This is a genomic window from Streptomyces hawaiiensis, assembly GCF_004803895.1.
Lineage (GTDB): Bacteria > Actinomycetota > Actinomycetes > Streptomycetales > Streptomycetaceae > Streptomyces > Streptomyces hawaiiensis.
Window position 1 is genome coordinate 6,272,844 of record NZ_CP021978.1, and the last position, 16,159, is coordinate 6,289,002.

Sequence of the window (16,159 nt, forward strand, 5' to 3'; positions counted from 1 at the left end):
CATCGTCGGGTGCGAGGCTTATAGGCCGAGCGGCACCGGTCTGGCCGGAACGCCCTCCGCGATCAGCGCCGCCAACGGTGTGGCGAGGTCGCGGGGTGAGAACAGCTCGGAACCGCAGTAGTCGGCGATATCCCGAAGGCACCACCAGCGGAAGCCATCGATGTTCTCGGCGGCGAGTTCGCTGTCGGACATCGCGCCGCGTGGAGGGAACGAGGCGGTACGGACAAGGAAATAGTCGTTGACCACTCCGTCGTAGCCTGCTGCGTGGCCAGGGGCGACGACCTGCTGGTGCCACACATGTGGAGGGTCGGTATCGACGACCAGCCCTACCTCTTCATGCAACTCGCGACGTAGCGCGGCAAGCGGCGTCTCGCCACGCTCGACACCACCACCGGGAGCCGCCCACACGACCACCGTGCCGGTCGGCCTGGGAATGGTGAAGCGGCACAGCAGGATGCGGTCACCCTCATCGAGGACGACCGCGCGGACTGAGTGACGCAGGTTCACCGAGGACATCCCGGCAGGCTATCCATCTACCGGCGACGGCGCCGGGCGGTGCACGATCCCTTGGAATCGATCATCTAGGTGCGAATGCTGGGCCCCGACCACCCCGACGTGCGCATTGTTCAACACATCATCGACCAACTGGTGGAAGGAAGCGGAGAGGACGCCCGGGACATCGGGCAATGATCATTCATGAGACGCCCCAGTCGGGCGCCGCGGCCGACTTGTCATGTCAGGACCCCGACAGAACGTCAGGCCGCGCTGATGCCGACGTTTGCGGTCGGTGACGATCCTGCTGGCTTATTCCGTGCCGAGCGGGGCTGGCTGCTCGTTGGACCTCGACCGCAGGATGGAACGGCCACCCGCTCGACCGCAGCGGCGTCAACCACGTTGCCGGCGTCGGTCTCTCCCCCGCCTCATGACCGAATGAGCCAGCAGGATCGTCAGTCCGGGTTGCGCAGACACCCAGGGCCGGGCTGTGGGGATGCGGGGCGCGGTCGACCTGGAAGCTCGGCCGCGTAACGTGCCCAGTTGCCTCCTTCCTGGGTCCAGGCGGTGGCGGTCTCGGGGCTGATGCCCAGGAGCTCAGTGAGAACTGCCGCCGGCAGCTGTGTGGAGAGCCCCATCAGCGCGGAGGTCCGGCCCGGACGTGAGTAGATGCCCATCCGCTTGAGCCGGGTGCCCAGGTGTTCGTTGCTGAGGGGCTGGCCCGCGAAGGCTCCGGGGAAGAGCCAAGGCGAGTCTGACGAAGCACCGATAGTGACGTGCCCGCGTCGCCGAGCGAGAAGCTGCCGGGCGAGCTTGTCCAATGGATCAGGCAGCAGCAGGGGACTGTCGCCCAGCATCAGCGACGTCTGCGAGTCCGCGACGATCACCGCCGTGACCGGCAGCTGGGAGACCGTGGTGAGGGGCTGGGCGTAGAGCAAGACGAGGAGCCCAGCGAAACGGTCCTCGATGGCGAGGCCGTCGTCGTGCATCAGGCGACGGCTGAGCGCCCAGCGTTCGTCCTCGTCCGTGGGCCGGACGTGGCTCAGCTTCTCGCGGGCCGCGATCTCCAGGCCCTTGCCGATGTGCCGGTTCTTGCGGCACCACTCGACGAATCCGCGGGCGTCATAGCGGGTCGTGGACCCGCTGTCGATCCACTCGTCCAGGTGAACCTGGCTGCAGAGCCCGAGTTCAGTGCCGTGCTCGCGAAGCCAGACCAGCAGGGCGACGGCGCCGCGGATGCTGGCCCGGACCGCCGTCGTCTGGGTCGCGGTGACCGGATGCTTCGTGGCTTCGCGTCGAAGGCGCCGCAGGTGGTGCCAGGTCGCGAAGCGCCGGACGAGCTTGCGTTCGCTGTCGTCGGTGACCGCCTCGGTCGTCGAGGCGATCCACTGTTCCAGGGCCGCGAACCGTTCGTCGCGTGCGGGCAGGGCGCCGGCGGTGACCAGGGCGGCCCGTAGGAAGGCCACGGACTTGTTTGGCAGGAGCGCGTCCAGGCCCTCGTGGGTGAGTGGGCAGGTGCCGTCCACGAGCGCGTAGAGGATCGTGCGGGTACTGGGCTTGGCCAGCAACTTCAACCCGGCCATGGCTCCGCTGGCGATCAGGACGTCGTGGACCGGCTGGAGGCGGGGGGGCATGGCGCCGTCGCGGGAGAGGGCGTCGCGGACCAGCTGGTCACGGACGCAGCTGTGGCAGCGGCCGTAACTGTGCAGATACTCGATCGTGCCGCAGAGCCGGCAGGGGTTGAAGGAGATCGGATTCCTTTGCCAGCAGGTCTCGCAGAGATGGCCGTCCTCGGTCCGGGCAGCGGCGTACTTGTTCTTCCCGCAGCCCACGCAGGTCCGGCGGGTGCGTGAGCAGGTGTCGCAGCGGGGCATCCCGGTCGCCGCCCGGTAACAGCGGCGGGGCCCCTTGCCGCAGAACGAGCAGGTCCGCAGGGTCGGCCGGAAGCATGCGCGGCAGAGCGGCCCGTCCTCGGTGCGTCGTCCGACGGGGCGGACCCGGTCGCAGAGGACGCAGATGATCAGATGGTCGGCCTCGTGGCGCGTGCAAGCCGAACACAGCGGGGTCCCGTCCGGGCGGCGGGTCGCGACGGGCCTCTCCTTGCCGCAGTGCCCGCAGGCCGCGGAGTTGGCCTTGCGGTAACACAGCAGGCAGCAGCGATGGCCGTCGAACACGTGGGTGAGCGGCCGGACCTCGCCGCAGCCGTGGCAGGCCGGAGCGGTGACGGCGATACCTGCGTCGGTTAGCGCGGTGATCAGCCGGGCGGCCCGCGCGGACCCCTTGGCGCCCTCGCCGGTCAGCATGCCTGGGGTGTCCTCGATCTCCCAGAGCAGCCGGAACATCAGGTAGACGTTGCCGACCGGGACGACCGACTCGACGGCCCGGCGGACAGTCGCAGGATCGGCGTCCGGGGCGACGGCGGTGACGGCCGCGCTGATCAGGGCGACCGGGTCGCCGTCGGGCATCTGGAAGCAGTCGCGGCAGATCACCTCACCGGTGCGGGTGCGGCGGTAGATCCGAGCCGGTCGGGAGCACTCGACGCAACTCAGCGACGCGGCACGGGTGTTGTGGGCGCATGGACCGCAGACGCGCTTGCCGTCGGCCCGCAGACTGGTCAGCTTCTTCACGCTTCCGCAGTCGGCGCACTTCGGCAGGACGGCCCGGCGGGAGCCGTGGGCGAGCAAGGACCGGATGAAGTCACCGACCACGGGTGGGCCCTCGGGGCGGCCGGAGGTCAGCAGGTCCGGGTCGTCGGTGAGAGCGCGGGCCAGGCGGCGGCGCTTGGCCCGGGAAGCCGCCGCGTCGGCGACCGCCTGGCGTACGACTTTCTCGGTCAGGTCCGGCTCGACGCCGGCCACGACGGAGACCACGATGTCGTCCGGTTCAGGAAGCGGAACAGCAGGTGCAGAGGTCATTTCTCCGGCCCGGTGATCCGTGCCCGCGGCGGGCGAAGCGTGCCGATGCCCGCTTCGGTGCCGTCGGCCGTGCGCTTGCTGCGGGTGGCCCTAGCGGAGGCGGTCGGCTTGATCAGGTCGTCCATGGGGCAGCCGAAGATGTCGAGCAGGGCCATCAGTACCTTCAGGCTGAGACGTTCCGGCTTCTCCGTCACCAGCCGGTAGACCTGACTGGTGGACAGCGTCACTCCGCGTTCGGCCAGCAGCGGCTGCAAGGCGGCAGTGGTGAACATGCCCTGCTCGGCCATGATTTCGCGCAGCCGCCAGGTGTAGTCCAGCTTGGCCGTCATCCGGTGCCTCCCATGTCCGCGTCCCGTTCGAAGGCCCGGTCCAGGGCCTTGCGCATCATTGTGTTCATGAAGTCGCCGCTGACCGCCGTGTAGATGGCGGTCGTGCTGGCGTAGCGGTGACCGACCTGATCCTGTACGAACTTCGGGTCGACACCGTCCTCAATCTGGTGCGTGACGTGGCTGTGGCGAAGCGAGTGCGGGGTCAGCTCCGGCGGCAGACCGATCGCGTCGCGGTAGGTGGTGAAGCGGTCGTTGACCTCGCGCGGCTGAAGGCGGCCCCCGCGTTCGGTCAACCACAGGGCCGGGTGGTCCGGGACGCCGAACCGCGGCCGGATGTTGACCACGTAGTCCTCGACAGCCTCCACCGCCCACGGCATCACGCTGGCGACGTTCCGACGCCGCGGCGGCGAGCCCTTCGTCGCCTTGCCCCAGCGGACCTGGAGCATCCCGTACCGGCCCAGCTCGGGCGCCGCCGCGTTGCGGTGGAAGTCCACCAGGTCGAGCTTGCAGCCCTCGTTCCGGCGCAGGCCCCAGCCGTAGAGCACCTTGAACAGCGTCGCGTCGCGGTAGGCCGCCAGAGCACCCTTGCGGCGGCTGCGGGCCGCGACGTCGATCCGGTCGTCGCAGTAGTCGAGGAACTTCTGCAGTTCCTCCCGGGTGAACGGCCGCCTCTCGGCCCGGCCCTCGTAGTCGGTCAGGTGCTGGACGGTGTTCCACTCGTGGCAGATCTGCACCGGGTGCGTGCCGAACCGCTTCTCGCACTCGTCCGCCCACTCGTAGGCCGGGCTAATCAGGAAGTCGCAGAACAGCCGCACCGTCAGCTGGTAGGACCGCAGCGTCGAGTGGGCCAGCCCTTTCTCGCTGATCAGGGACATCATCCACTCGTCCATGTGCGAGGCCGTCCAGTTCCACGGGTACTCGTTCGTGAACAGCGCGAAACGGCGAAGCTGCCCGTCACGGCCCTTGACCGTCTTTTTGTCGAGCCGACGGCCGCCCCGCTGCTGCTTGGCGAACCCGCTGAGCATCGCCTCGAAGACCGCGTCTTCGGGATGCAGTAGGGCAACCCCGTCCACCAACTCCAGCCGGGCCGCCCCCGTTATGGGCGGTCTTACGCCGTTCGACACCCCACACATCCTTCCCGTTCAATGCGCGAATCTTGCAGTAGGCGGGAACTCTCTAGCAAACTGCCAGGTCACAGAGTTGATGTACGGTATGGAGGTGGTCGAGCGTTGTCCGAGATCAGCGGCCTGAGGCCCCTTCGGATCGTGCATCAGGTGCAATACCGCGCAGTTCGGGCACCACCTCTTCCTCGAAGGCCCGCCCGGCGCCGGCAAGACGATGCTCGCCGAGCGGCTGCCGGCCATCCTGCCCCGCCTCGGCCGGCAGGAGTCGCTCGAGGTCACCGCGGTCCACTCGGTGGCGGGCCTGCTGCCCCCGGGCAAGCCGCTGATCGATGTCGCCCCCTACTGCGCCCCGCACCACTCGGCCACCATGCAGGCACTCGTGGGCGGCGGCCCGGGTATCGCGCGGCCCGGCGCGGTGTCGCTGTCTCATCGCGGGGTGTTGTTCCTGGACGAGACGCCGGAATTCAGCAGCCGGGCTCTGGACGCGCTGCGGCAGCCGCTGGAGGCGGGGCATGTCGTGATCGCGCGCAGCGCGGGAGTCGTGCGTTTCCCGGCGAAGTTCCTCATGGTGCTCGCGGCCAACCCCTGCCCCTGCGGCCGGTTCTCGCAGCGCGACGACCTGTGCGAGTGCCCGCCCTCGGTCATCCGCCGCTACCAGGCCAGGCTCTCCGGCCCGCTCCTGGACCGGGTCGACCTGCGCGTCGAGGTGGACCGCGTCACCCGCACCGAACTGACCGCCTCCGGCGCCAGGGGCGAATCGACCGCGACCGTCGCCGACCGGGTCCGGGCGGCCCGGGAACGGGCCGCGGGGCGCCTTGCCGGCACCCCCTGGTGCACGAACAGCGAGGTGCCCGGCCGTGAGCTGCGCAGCCGCTGGTACGCCGTGCCCGGCGCGATGGACGAGGCCGAGCGGAACCTGGAGCGGGGCGTCCTGACCGCCCGCGGCCTCGATCGCGTCCTGCGCGTGGCCTGGACCCTCGCCGACCTCGTCGGCCACGACCGGCCCGACGCCACGGACGTCGCCCTCGCGCTCCAGCTGCGCACCGGTGTGCCGCGAGGCGTCCCCATGGCCATCGGGGCACTGACATGAGCGCCGGCGACGAACCTGACGACGAGCTGCTCGGCCGCATCCTGCTGACTCGTGTCATCGAGCCCGGTGACGAAGTCGGCGGGCGCTGGGTTCGGGAGCTCGGCGTCGGGGCAGTGGTACGGCGGCTGGGGGAGGGCGGGGTTGCGCTGCCAGGGGTGAGCGGGAAGCGGTGGGCCGGGCTGGTGGCCAGGGCGCAGGCCGCCCGGCCGCGTCGGGACCTGGAGGCAGCCCGGGACGCCGGCGTGCGGTTCGTGTCTCCCGGGGGCGTGGAGTGGCCGGGGCAGCTCGACGATCTGGGGGATGCCCGGCCCCTGGGGCTGTGGGTGCGCGGGCGGCCCAGCCTGCGGATGTGGGCGCTGAAGTCGGTCGCCGTGGTCGGCGCCCGGGCCTGCACCGAGTACGGGGCCCATATGGCCGCGACCCTCGCCGCCGGTCTCGCCGAGCAGGGCTGGGTCGTGGTCTCCGGCGGCGCCTACGGAGTCGACGGCGCCGCCCATCGCGGAGCGCTCGGAGCCGGCGGCGCCACCGTCGCCGTCCTCGCCTGCGGCGTCGACCGGCCCTACCCCCGCGGCCACACCCGGCTGATCAGCAGAATCGCCGAACAGGGGCTGGTGATCGGCGAGTTGCCACCCGGCGATCATCCGACGCCGAGCCGGTTCATCCTGCGGAACAGAGTGATCGCCGCCCTCACCCGCGGCACGGTGGTCGTCGAGGCCGCCCACCGCAGCGGCTCCCTGGTCACCGCACGGGCGGCCCAGCGCCTCGGCCGGCACACGATGGGCGTGCCGGGCCCGGCCACCAGCGGGCTCTCCGCCGGAGTGCACGATCTGCTGCGCGCAGAGGCCACCCTGGTCACCGACGTCACGGACGTCGTCGAACTGGTCGGTGACATCGGAGAGCTGGCCCCCGACCGGCGGGGCCCCGTCCTGCCCCGGGACCTGCTGGAACCAGCCACCCGGCAGGTGCTCGCCGCACTGCCCGGACGCGGGGTGGCCCGGCCGGACGAGATCGCGCGCTCCGCACAGACCGCACAGGACGACGCGATCGCGAGACTGTACGAACTCCGAGCACTCGGTTACGTCGAACGACACGGCGACGGCTGGAAGTTGACACGCCAGGCGGTGATGTCGGTCCGCGATGGTCGCGGGCTGAGTTGACCGTCTGTGTTCGGCCGTCCGGGGGAACCCCGACATCCCTTGGAAATGCGCCCAGTTGGGGCCCTTGGGTGATCACACCGAGCGACCGCGACGCCCTGGAGGGACGTCCTCCGGAACATCTCTGCGCCCGCCTCGGCCTCCGCCCTTCGCGCACCGCGACACCGCAGTCACGCTACGCTCACGTGGATCCCGACACGGACAGGCAACTCGACATCAGACAGACAGCTCACCCCAGCAGCACCACTGCGCAGCAGAACGGCACAAGGCGACGAATGCCCCAGCACACCTCCGGGTCCGACCGGGCGGCGATCCCCCCAGCCGCCCGTGACGGTGGCAGCGTGCGGCCGCCCGCTCCCTCGACACTCGACGAGTTGTGGCGGTCGTACAAGGCGACGGGGGACGAGCGGCTGCGTGAGCAGCTGATCCTGCACTACTCGCCGCTGGTGAAGTACGTCGCGGGACGGGTCAGCGTGGGACTGCCGTCCAACGTCGAGCAGGCGGACTTCGTCTCGTCCGGGGTGTTCGGGCTGATCGACGCGATCGAGAAGTTCGACATCGGCCGCGAGATCAAGTTCGAGACGTACGCGATCACCCGGATCCGCGGCGCGATGATCGACGAACTGCGGGCCCTGGACTGGATCCCCCGCTCGGTGCGGCAGAAGGCGCGCAACGTGGAGCGTGCGTACGCCACGCTGGAGGCACGGCTGCGGCGGACCCCGACCGAGGGCGAGGTGGCCTCCGAGATGGGCATCGCCGTCGAGGAACTCCACGCGGTGTTCAGCCAGTTGTCGCTGGCCAACGTGGTGGCCCTGGAGGAGCTGCTGCACGGGAGCGGTGAGGGCGGCGACGGGCTCAGCGTCATGGACACGCTGGAGGACACCGCCGCCGACAACCCCGTCGAGGTCGCCGAGGACCGGGAGCTGCGGAGGTTCCTGGCGCGGGCGATCAACACGCTGCCCGACCGGGAGAAGACCGTGGTCACGCTGTACTACTACGAGGGCCTCACCCTGGCCGAGATCGGGAACGTGCTGGGTGTGACCGAGAGCCGCGTCAGCCAGATCCACACCAAGTCGGTGCTGCAACTGAGAGCGAAACTGGCGAGCTTCGGCCGCTGACCTGGCCGGATGTGATCGGGCCGGCAACAGGCACTCCCGTCCGGCGGGAGGCGTCCGTAGAGTGTTGACGTGCCAAGGATTCGAGCGGCCTCCGTGGCCGAGCACCGGTCGATGCAGCGAGCCGCCCTGCTGGACGCGGCTCGTTCCTTGTTGTCCGAGGGCGGTACGGAGGCGCTGACCTTCCCGGCCCTCGCCGAGCGGACGGGCCTCGCGCGATCGTCCGTCTACGAGTACTTCCGGTCACGGGCGGCCGTGGTCGAGGAGCTGTGCGAGGTCGACTTCCCGGTCTGGGCGGCGGACGTGTCGGCGGCGATGGAGCGGGCCGAGACGGCCGAGGCCAAGGTCGAGGCGTATGTGCGGCAGCAGCTGGAGCTGGTCGGGGACCGGCGGCACCGGGCCGTGGTCGCGATCTCCGCCAGTGAGCTCGATGCGGGGGCGCGGGAGAAGATCCGGGCGGCGCACGGCGGGCTGGTCGCGATGATCGTCGAGGCGCTGGGCGAGCTGGGCCACGAGCAGCCCCGGCTGGCGGCGATGTTGTTGCAGGGGGTGGTGGACGCGGCCGTGCGGAGGATCGAGCTGGGGGCGGCGGAGGAGCCGGCCGCCATCGTCGATGCGGCGGTTTCCATGGCTCTGCGGGGTGTGCGGGGCTGACGGCGCCGGAGCCGGGCCGGGTGGCTCGCCCTCAGGGGGCGGCTGGGTGCCCAGGACTGTGCGGGGCTGACGGCGCCGGGGCTGAGGTCAGGGGGTGGCTCGCCCTCAGTGGGGCAGCTGGGTGCCCCGTACCGGAAGCAGCCTCGACGGGCCCCTGTGCAGGAGCCAGGGCGGCAGGAGCGACAGCGGGTTCATGTACTCCTCGCCGCGGCGCAGCCCCCAGTGGACGCACGTGGCCGCCGTGCAGTGGGAGCCGCTCGCGTCCACGGTGCCGATCACCTCGCCCGGCTCCACCTCCGCACCCTTCTCGACCGTTGCCGTCACCGGTTCGTACGTCGTGCGCAAGGGGGGATCGCCCGTCCCCGTGAGGTCCACCGAGACGACCCCCTTGCCGGCCACCCGGCCCGCGAAGGAGACCCGGCCCGCGGCCACCGCTCGAACCGGTGTGCCCGTGGGCGCCGCCAGGTCCACGCCCCGGTGGCCCGGGCCGTAGGCCGTGGCCGGGGGCTCCCAGCCCCGCAGGACCCGGGGACGTAAGCCGACGGGCCAGGTGCGGCCGATCGCCGGGACGGCGGCGTCCGCAAGGGGCGTACCCGCCGCGAACAGGGGTGGGGGAGGGGCCAGCAGGGCCGTCGCCGTGACGATCACCAGCAGGATCAGGCGCGCACAGACACGCACACATCGGTTCGCTCGCATGCGGAAAGCGTCCCGGAACGCCGGTGTCGCCGCTCGCGGCTGTGGACGGGTGCCCGGTTGTGGACAACGGCGTCATCCGGCACCCCGCGGGTCCCGTACACTTCTGATGGCGACCCGAGTCATCGGGTCGACTTCGCACGCCCCGATATGAACCCCGGCAACGGGCCCGTATCAGCGCCCCTCGGTCCCTCGTGGAACGGCGCGCAGTGGGCGTCAGGCGCGGAAGCCGTCCGGCATCCGCGGCACAACCGAGAAATTCAAGGAGATACGGCCATGGCCGTCGTCACGATGCGGGAGCTGCTGGAGAGCGGCGTCCACTTCGGTCACCAGACCCGTCGTTGGAACCCGAAGATGAAGCGCTTCATCTTCACGGAGCGCAACGGCATCTACATCATCGACCTGCTCCAGTCGCTGTCGTACATCGACCGCGCCTACGAGTTCGTCAAGGAGACCGTCGCCCACGGCGGCACGGTCATGTTCGTCGGCACGAAGAAGCAGGCGCAGGAGGCCATCGCCGAGCAGGCCACCCGCGTCGGCATGCCCTTCGTCAACCAGCGCTGGCTGGGCGGCATGCTCACCAACTTCTCGACCGTCTACAAGCGTCTGCAGCGCCTCAAGGAGCTCGAGCAGATCGACTTCGAGGACGTCGCCGCGTCCGGTCTGACCAAGAAGGAGCTTCTCGTGCTCTCGCGCGAGAAGGCCAAGCTGGAGAAGACCCTCGGCGGTATCCGCGAGATGCAGAAGGTGCCCAGCGCCGTCTGGATCGTGGACACCAAGAAGGAGCACATCGCCGTTGGTGAGGCCCGGAAGCTGAACATCCCGGTCGTCGCGATCCTCGACACCAACTGCGACCCCGACGAGGTCGACTACAAGATCCCGGGCAACGACGACGCGATCCGCTCCGTCACCCTGCTCACCCGTGTGATCGCGGACGCGGTCGCCGAGGGCCTCATCTCCCGCTCCGGTGTCGCCACCGAGGGCAAGGGCGACAAGGCCGCGGGCGAGCCGCTGGCCGCGTGGGAGCGCGACCTGCTCGAGGGCGAGAAGAAGACCGACGAGGCTGCTCCGGCCGCTGAGGCCGCCCCGGCTGCTGAGGCCGCTCCGGCCGACGAGGCTGCCCCGGCCGCTGAGGCCGCCCCCGCCGACGAGGCTGCTCCGGCCGCCGAGGCCCCCGCCGCCGAAGCCGAGAAGCCGGCCGAGGACGAGAAGCCGGCCGAGGCCGAGCAGGCCTGACCCGTCAGTCCGAGTTGACGGCGGGAGCGGCCCGTATCCACCAGCGCCTTCGGCGCGGTGGAGTCCGCTCCCGCCGTTGACCCGTAGGTCAGCGCAAGGACGCGCCTTCCGGCTCCATGGGGCGCATCCGCAGATCTTCGATCTTCCAGACTTCGAGAGAGATTCACAGACTCATGGCGAACTACACCGCCGCCGACGTCAAGAAGCTCCGTGAGCTCACGGGCGCCGGCATGATGGACTGCAAGAAGGCGCTGGACGAGGCCGAGGGCAACGTCGAGAAGGCCGTCGAGGCACTCCGCATCAAGGGCCAGAAGGGCGTCGCCAAGCGCGAGGGCCGTTCCGCCGAGAACGGTGCCGTCGTCTCGATCATCGCCGACGACAACGCCTCCGGTGTCCTGGTCGAGCTGAAGTGCGAGACGGACTTCGTCGCCAAGGGTGACAAGTTCCAGGCCGCGGCCAACACCATCGCCGAGCACGTCGCCAAGACCTCCCCGGCCGACCTCGAGGCCCTGCTCGCCTCCGAGATCGAGGCCGGCAAGACGGTCCAGGCGTTCGTCGACGAGGCCAACGCCAACCTGGGCGAGAAGATCGTCCTGGACCGCTTCGCGCAGTTCGCCGACGGCTACGTGACGGCGTACATGCACCGCACGATGCCCGACCTCCCCCCGCAGATCGGTGTCCTCGTCGAGCTGGACAAGCCGAACGCGGAGATCGCCAAGGGCGTCGCCCAGCACATCGCCGCCTTCGCGCCGAAGTACCTCTCCAAGGAGGACGTGCCGGCCGACGTCGTCGAGTCCGAGCGCCGCGTCGCCGAGGAGACCACCCGCGCCGAGGGCAAGCCCGAGGCCGCCCTGCCGAAGATCGTCGAGGGTCGCCTCAACGGCTTCTTCAAGGACGCCACGCTGCTCGGCCAGCCGTACGCGCTCGACAACAAGAAGTCCGTCCAGAAGGTCCTGGACGAGGCCGGTGTCACCCTGAAGCGCTTCACGCGCATCAAGGTCGGCATCTGAGTCCGTACCGCGCTCGACGCCCGACCCCGATAGGGTCGACAGCAGTCGTCCGCGTACGCCGTCACATAAGTGGCGGACGACAGCAGATCTGACGAGGAGGCCATTGCCGTATGGGATGCGAAACCCGCCCCACCGGCAATGGCCTTCTTGGTATGTGCAACACGTGAAAGAGGCGGGATCCCCCATGACCAAGGCCCAGAAGAGCGACGACGGCAAAGTGCGCGGCCGGTTTCTGCTGAAGCTGTCCGGAGAGGCCTTCTCCGGTGGCGGGGGCCTTGGCGTCGACCCCGACGTGGTGCACAAGATCGCCCGTGAGATCGCGGCCGTCGTGCGCGACGGCGCGGAGATCGCGATCGTCATCGGCGGCGGCAACTTCTTCCGCGGTGCCGAACTGCAGCAGCGCGGCATGGACCGGGCCCGCTCCGACTACATGGGCATGCTCGGCACGGTCATGAACTGCCTCGCCCTCCAGGACTTCCTGGAGAAGGTGGGCGTGGACTGCCGGGTGCAGACCGCCATCACCATGGGCCAGGTCGCCGAGCCCTACATCCCGCTGCGCGCCGTGCGTCACCTGGAGAAGGGCCGTGTGGTCATCTTCGGCGCCGGGATGGGCATGCCGTACTTCTCCACCGACACCACCGCGGCCCAGCGCGCCCTGGAGATCGACGCGGAGGCGCTGCTGATGGGCAAGAACGGCGTGGACGGGGTCTACGACTCCGACCCCAAGACCAACCCGGACGCGGTGAAGTTCGATCACCTCGGCTACGGCGAGGTCATCACGCGCGATCTGAAGGTCGCCGACGCCACGGCCGTGACGCTGTGCCGCGACAACAAGCTCCCGATCGTGGTCTTCGAGCTGCTGGCGGAGGGCAACATCGGACGTGCCGTCAAGGGTGAGAAGATCGGCACGCTGGTGGGGGACCCCGGCAGCCGGGACTGACACCCCGGGTACAACCCCGTCCGGGGGACGGACGGGACGGAGCCGGGCCGGGGGATGGACAATGTCCTGTCGGTCGGGAACCGTGCAGGAAGAAGACGCGACGCAGCCGGCCGCCGCCCCACATGGAACCGCAGCCGGGCCTACTCAAGACACGCAGGAGCAAGTGGTGATCGAAGAGACCCTCCTCGAGGCCGAGGAGAAGATGGAGAAGGCCGTCGTGGTCGCCAAGGAGGACTTCGCCGCGATCCGCACCGGCCGTGCGCACCCGGCGATGTTCAACAAGATCGTGGCCGACTACTACGGCGCGCCGACGCCGATCAACCAGCTGGCTTCGTTCTCCGTGCCGGAGCCGCGCATGGCGGTGGTGACCCCGTTCGACAAGACGGCCCTGCGCAACATCGAGCAGGCCATCCGCGACTCCGACCTGGGCGTCAACCCGAGCAACGACGGCAACATCATCCGGGTGGTGTTCCCCGAGCTGACCGAGGAGCGCCGCCGCGAGTACATCAAGGTCGCCAAGAGCAAGGGTGAGGACGCCAAGGTCTCCATCCGCTCCGTGCGCCGCAAGGCCAAGGACGCCATCGACAAGCTGATCAAGGACGGCGAGGTCGGCGAGGACGAGGGCCGCCGTGCGGAGAAGGAGCTCGACGACACCACCGCGAAGTACGTCGCACAGGTGGACGAGCTCCTGAAGCACAAGGAAGCGGAGCTGCTCGAGGTCTGATGAACGACTCTTCCTGGGGGGCGCCGCCACAGGCCGGGTACTGGGGGCCCACCGACCAAGGGCACGGCCACGGGCACGTGCAGAGCCCCGGCCACGGGCAGGTCCACAGCCCCGGCCAGGGTCACGTCCCGGGGGCCGCTCCGGCGGGTCCCGCATACGATGCGTATGAAGCGCCTCAGACTCGCCCCATGCCCATCGTGCCCGACGTGACCGAATTCGGCGGAAACCAGGATGACGACCGGGGGGCTGCTCGGCCGAGCGGCGCCCCGGTCCGAAACGACACGAATCCGGAGCCCATGCCCGACCCCTCGCAGCCGGCGCCCAAGCCGCCGAAGAAGAGCGCGGGTCGCGACCTGAGTGCCGCGATAGGGGTCGGTGTCGGGCTCGGTGCGGTGATCGTCGCGTCGCTGTTCGTCGTCAAGGCCGTGTTCGTCGGTGTCGTCGCGGTGGCCGTGGTGGTGGGCCTGTGGGAGCTGACCAAGCGGCTGGAGGAACGCAAGGGCATCCGGGCGCCCCTCGTGCCGCTCGCGCTCGGCGGTGCCGCGATGGTCGTCGCCGGGTACGTGCGGGGCGCCGAGGGCGCGTGGGTGGCCATGGCGCTCACGGCGCTGGCCGTCCTGGTCTGGCGCATGACGGAACCGCCTGAGGGCTACCTGAGGGACGTCACCGCGGGCGTCTTCGCGGCGTTCTACGTGCCGTTCCTGGCGACCTTCGTCGCGATGATGCTGACCGCGGACGACGGACCGCAGCGGGTGCTCACCTTCCTGCTGCTCACGGTCGTCAGCGACACCGGGGCCTACGCCGTCGGCTGGCGGTTCGGCCGGCACAAGCTCGCCCCCCGCATCAGCCCCGGCAAGACCCGCGAGGGCCTGCTCGGGGCGGTCTCGTTCGCCATGGTCGCGGGGGCACTGTGCATGCAGTTCCTCATCGACGACGGCGCCTGGTGGCAGGGCCTGGTGCTGGGCCTCGCGGTCGCGGTCACGGCCACGCTCGGCGACCTCGGCGAGTCCATGATCAAGCGGGACCTCGGCATCAAGGACATGGGCACGCTGCTGCCGGGCCACGGCGGCATCATGGACCGGCTCGACTCGCTGCTGCCCACGGCTCCTGTGGTGTGGCTGCTGCTCGTGCTCTTCGTCGGCTCCGGCTGAACAGGTCGTCTTCGTCAGCGAGCTCCCGTCCGGCTGGGCGGGAGCTCGCTGACGTCTCGGGGAGACGTCCGGGGGCCTGAGGTGGGACGATTCAGATGTATCTCCCAAAGGAGGTCATCATGGCCATCATCCGAGAGAGCATCGACGTCGACCGCCGTCCCGAGGAGGTCTACCAGTACGTCATGGACGCTCCGCGCATGCCGGAGTGGCAGCTGAGCGCCGTGTCCGCGGAGCGCCTCGACGAAGGGCCCGTCGGCGTCGGCAGCAAGGTCCGGGTGACCCGGCACATCGGCCGCCGCGTGATGCCGATGACCATGGAGGTCACCGAGTACGACCCGCCGCACAGCTGGGGCATGCGCGGCGTCGACGGCCCGGTGCGGGCGCAGGTGCACGGCGAGGTCGAACCCTATGACGAGGGCCGCCGCTCCCACGTCACGATCGACATCGACTTCGAGGGCCACGGCATGGGCAAGGTCATGGTCCCCCTCGTCGTACGCCCCCAGGTCCGCAAGGAACTCCCGCGCAACGAGCAGCTCCTCAAGGACCGGCTGGAGCACACGGGCGAGTAGGGCGTAGCCTCCCCTGCGGTGCCGACGACGGGGGGTCCAGCCGTGAGGACGACAGGGGGCACGTGGACATAACCGAGCGCGAACCGGCCGGTCCTTGGGAAGGTGTTCTGGCCGCTCCAGCCCGCGGCAGCGACGTCGGCGTCCTGGTTCTTGGGGGATCCAGCGGGCGCGTCGAACGTGAGCGCGCGCGCCTCTTTGCTCAGCAGGGCTTCACAGCGTTGGCGATCCGCTGGTTCGGCGGGCCTGGGCAGCCCCCGGGAATCTGCGAGGTTCCCCTGGAGACCTTCACCACCGCCGTCGAATTCCTTCGCCGGGGCGGAGCGCGACGCATCGGAATCCTCGGCACCTCCAAGGGCGCTGAAGCGGCCTTGCTCACGGCGGTGCACGATCCGCGCGTGGACGTGGCCCTTGCGCTGTCACCCACCTCGCGGGTCTGGTGCAACGTCGGCCGGGGCCGCGACGGAGCGCACCGCCCGTACCGCTCGTCCTGGACGTGGCGGGAGCGGCCGCTGCCGTTCGTCCCGATGGACGATTCCTGGATTCCCGCGGAGCCGGACAGCGGCCCCGTGGCCATCCGCGGATGGTACGAACTGAGCGAGCGGACCTTCGCTCACTCGCTTCCGCCGACGGAGATCCCCGTGGAAGCGGCCAGAGCCGATCTGCTCCTGGTCGCAGGCGGCGACGACGCGATGTGGCCGTCGCTGCCCTTCGCTCGGCAGCTGGCTCGGCGCCGGCGCTCGACCGGGGCGACCGTGCGTCTGATCGCCCGTGACGACGCCGGCCACCGACCACGCCTTCCTGGCGAGAGCCCGGCGCCGGCGTCCGGGCACTTCGAGTACGGGGGCACAGCTGAAGCCGACGCGCTCCTGGGCGAGGCGGCGTGGCCCCACATCCTCGATCTGCTCGGCGGTGGTTGATCGCGCACCAGGTCGGCTGTGCCGTGACCGGCCTGGTCGGGATCTG

Annotated in this window: 15 protein-coding genes and 1 pseudogene; 11 read left to right on the plus strand and 5 right to left on the minus strand. The window is 70.1% G+C overall.

The genetic code is table 11. From position 1 onward, the window contains the following. Positions 1-18: 18 nt before the first annotated feature. From CEB94_RS29085 to CEB94_RS29100, 4 genes are all read right to left on the minus strand, one after another. Positions 19-516 carry an NUDIX hydrolase gene (locus CEB94_RS29085; RefSeq protein WP_175434987.1) on the minus strand — a complete coding sequence of 166 codons (498 nt, stop codon included), beginning with the start codon at positions 514-516 and terminating at the stop codon, positions 19-21. A 431-nt stretch (positions 517-947) separates the two neighbouring features. Beyond that, on the minus strand, positions 948-3,407 hold the full coding sequence (locus tag CEB94_RS29090) for a hypothetical protein (RefSeq protein ID WP_175434988.1): 2,460 nt from the start codon (positions 3,405-3,407) through the stop codon (positions 948-950). After that, positions 3,404-3,736, minus strand: a complete 333-nt coding sequence (locus CEB94_RS29095; protein WP_175434989.1) for a helix-turn-helix domain-containing protein — start codon at positions 3,734-3,736, stop codon at positions 3,404-3,406. The genes CEB94_RS29090 and CEB94_RS29095 overlap by 4 nt, the downstream gene beginning before the upstream one ends. Next, positions 3,733-4,869 carry a tyrosine-type recombinase/integrase gene (locus tag CEB94_RS29100; RefSeq protein ID WP_175434990.1) on the minus strand — a complete coding sequence of 379 codons (1,137 nt, stop codon included), beginning with the start codon at positions 4,867-4,869 and terminating at the stop codon, positions 3,733-3,735. Before CEB94_RS29100 ends, CEB94_RS29095 begins: the two co-directional genes overlap by 4 nt. A gap of 160 nt (positions 4,870-5,029) precedes the next feature. Between CEB94_RS29100 and CEB94_RS29105 the strand changes: the two are divergent. From CEB94_RS29105 to CEB94_RS29120, 4 genes and pseudogenes are all read left to right on the plus strand, one after another. Next, positions 5,030-5,950, plus strand: a pseudogene (locus CEB94_RS29105) (YifB family Mg chelatase-like AAA ATPase); the annotation flags it as partial. Further along, a complete protein-coding gene (dprA, locus tag CEB94_RS29110) occupies positions 5,947-7,107 on the plus strand; it encodes a DNA-processing protein DprA (RefSeq protein WP_175434991.1) in 1,161 nt (386 codons plus the stop codon). The pseudogene CEB94_RS29105 and the gene dprA, both read left to right, overlap by 4 nt. A gap of 272 nt (positions 7,108-7,379) precedes the next feature. Continuing rightward, complete coding sequence (gene whiG / locus CEB94_RS29115; RefSeq protein ID WP_175434992.1) at positions 7,380-8,222, plus strand: RNA polymerase sigma factor WhiG; 843 nt, start codon at positions 7,380-7,382, stop codon at positions 8,220-8,222. Positions 8,223-8,315: 93 nt separating this feature from the next. After that, positions 8,316-8,873 carry a TetR/AcrR family transcriptional regulator gene (locus CEB94_RS29120; protein ID WP_175437206.1) on the plus strand — a complete coding sequence of 186 codons (558 nt, stop codon included), beginning with the start codon at positions 8,316-8,318 and terminating at the stop codon, positions 8,871-8,873. A 105-nt stretch (positions 8,874-8,978) separates the two neighbouring features. Here the strand turns inward: CEB94_RS29120 and CEB94_RS29125 are convergent, their stop codons facing one another. Next, positions 8,979-9,569 (minus strand): murein hydrolase activator EnvC family protein, encoded by a 591-nt coding sequence (locus CEB94_RS29125; protein WP_175434993.1) that lies wholly within the window; start codon positions 9,567-9,569, stop codon positions 8,979-8,981. 273 nt (positions 9,570-9,842) lie between these two features. On the opposite strand from CEB94_RS29125, the gene rpsB reads away from it, so the two are divergent. The 7 genes from rpsB (at position 9,843) to CEB94_RS29160 (ending at position 16,113) form a co-directional block, all read left to right on the plus strand. Beyond that, a complete protein-coding gene (rpsB, locus tag CEB94_RS29130; protein WP_175434994.1) occupies positions 9,843-10,802 on the plus strand; it encodes a 30S ribosomal protein S2 in 960 nt (319 codons plus the stop codon). Between the two features lie 173 nt (positions 10,803-10,975). Beyond that, positions 10,976-11,812 (plus strand): translation elongation factor Ts, encoded by an 837-nt coding sequence (tsf, locus tag CEB94_RS29135; RefSeq protein WP_175434995.1) that lies wholly within the window; start codon positions 10,976-10,978, stop codon positions 11,810-11,812. Positions 11,813-11,996: 184 nt separating this feature from the next. After that, positions 11,997-12,752 (plus strand): UMP kinase, encoded by a 756-nt coding sequence (gene pyrH, locus CEB94_RS29140; RefSeq protein WP_175434996.1) that lies wholly within the window; start codon positions 11,997-11,999, stop codon positions 12,750-12,752. A 166-nt stretch (positions 12,753-12,918) separates the two neighbouring features. Then, positions 12,919-13,476, plus strand: a complete 558-nt coding sequence (gene frr, locus CEB94_RS29145) for a ribosome recycling factor (RefSeq protein WP_031138209.1) — start codon at positions 12,919-12,921, stop codon at positions 13,474-13,476. Next, positions 13,476-14,627, plus strand: a complete 1,152-nt coding sequence (locus CEB94_RS29150) for a phosphatidate cytidylyltransferase (protein ID WP_175434997.1) — start codon at positions 13,476-13,478, stop codon at positions 14,625-14,627. The genes frr and CEB94_RS29150 overlap by 1 nt, the downstream gene beginning before the upstream one ends. Positions 14,628-14,746: 119 nt before the next feature. Beyond that, entirely contained in the window at positions 14,747-15,196 is a 450-nt protein-coding gene (locus CEB94_RS29155) for an SRPBCC family protein (protein WP_175434998.1), read from the plus strand. 62 nt (positions 15,197-15,258) lie between these two features. Beyond that, positions 15,259-16,113, plus strand: a complete 855-nt coding sequence (locus tag CEB94_RS29160; protein WP_175434999.1) for an acyl-CoA thioester hydrolase/BAAT C-terminal domain-containing protein — start codon at positions 15,259-15,261, stop codon at positions 16,111-16,113. Positions 16,114-16,159: the final 46 nt, after the last annotated feature.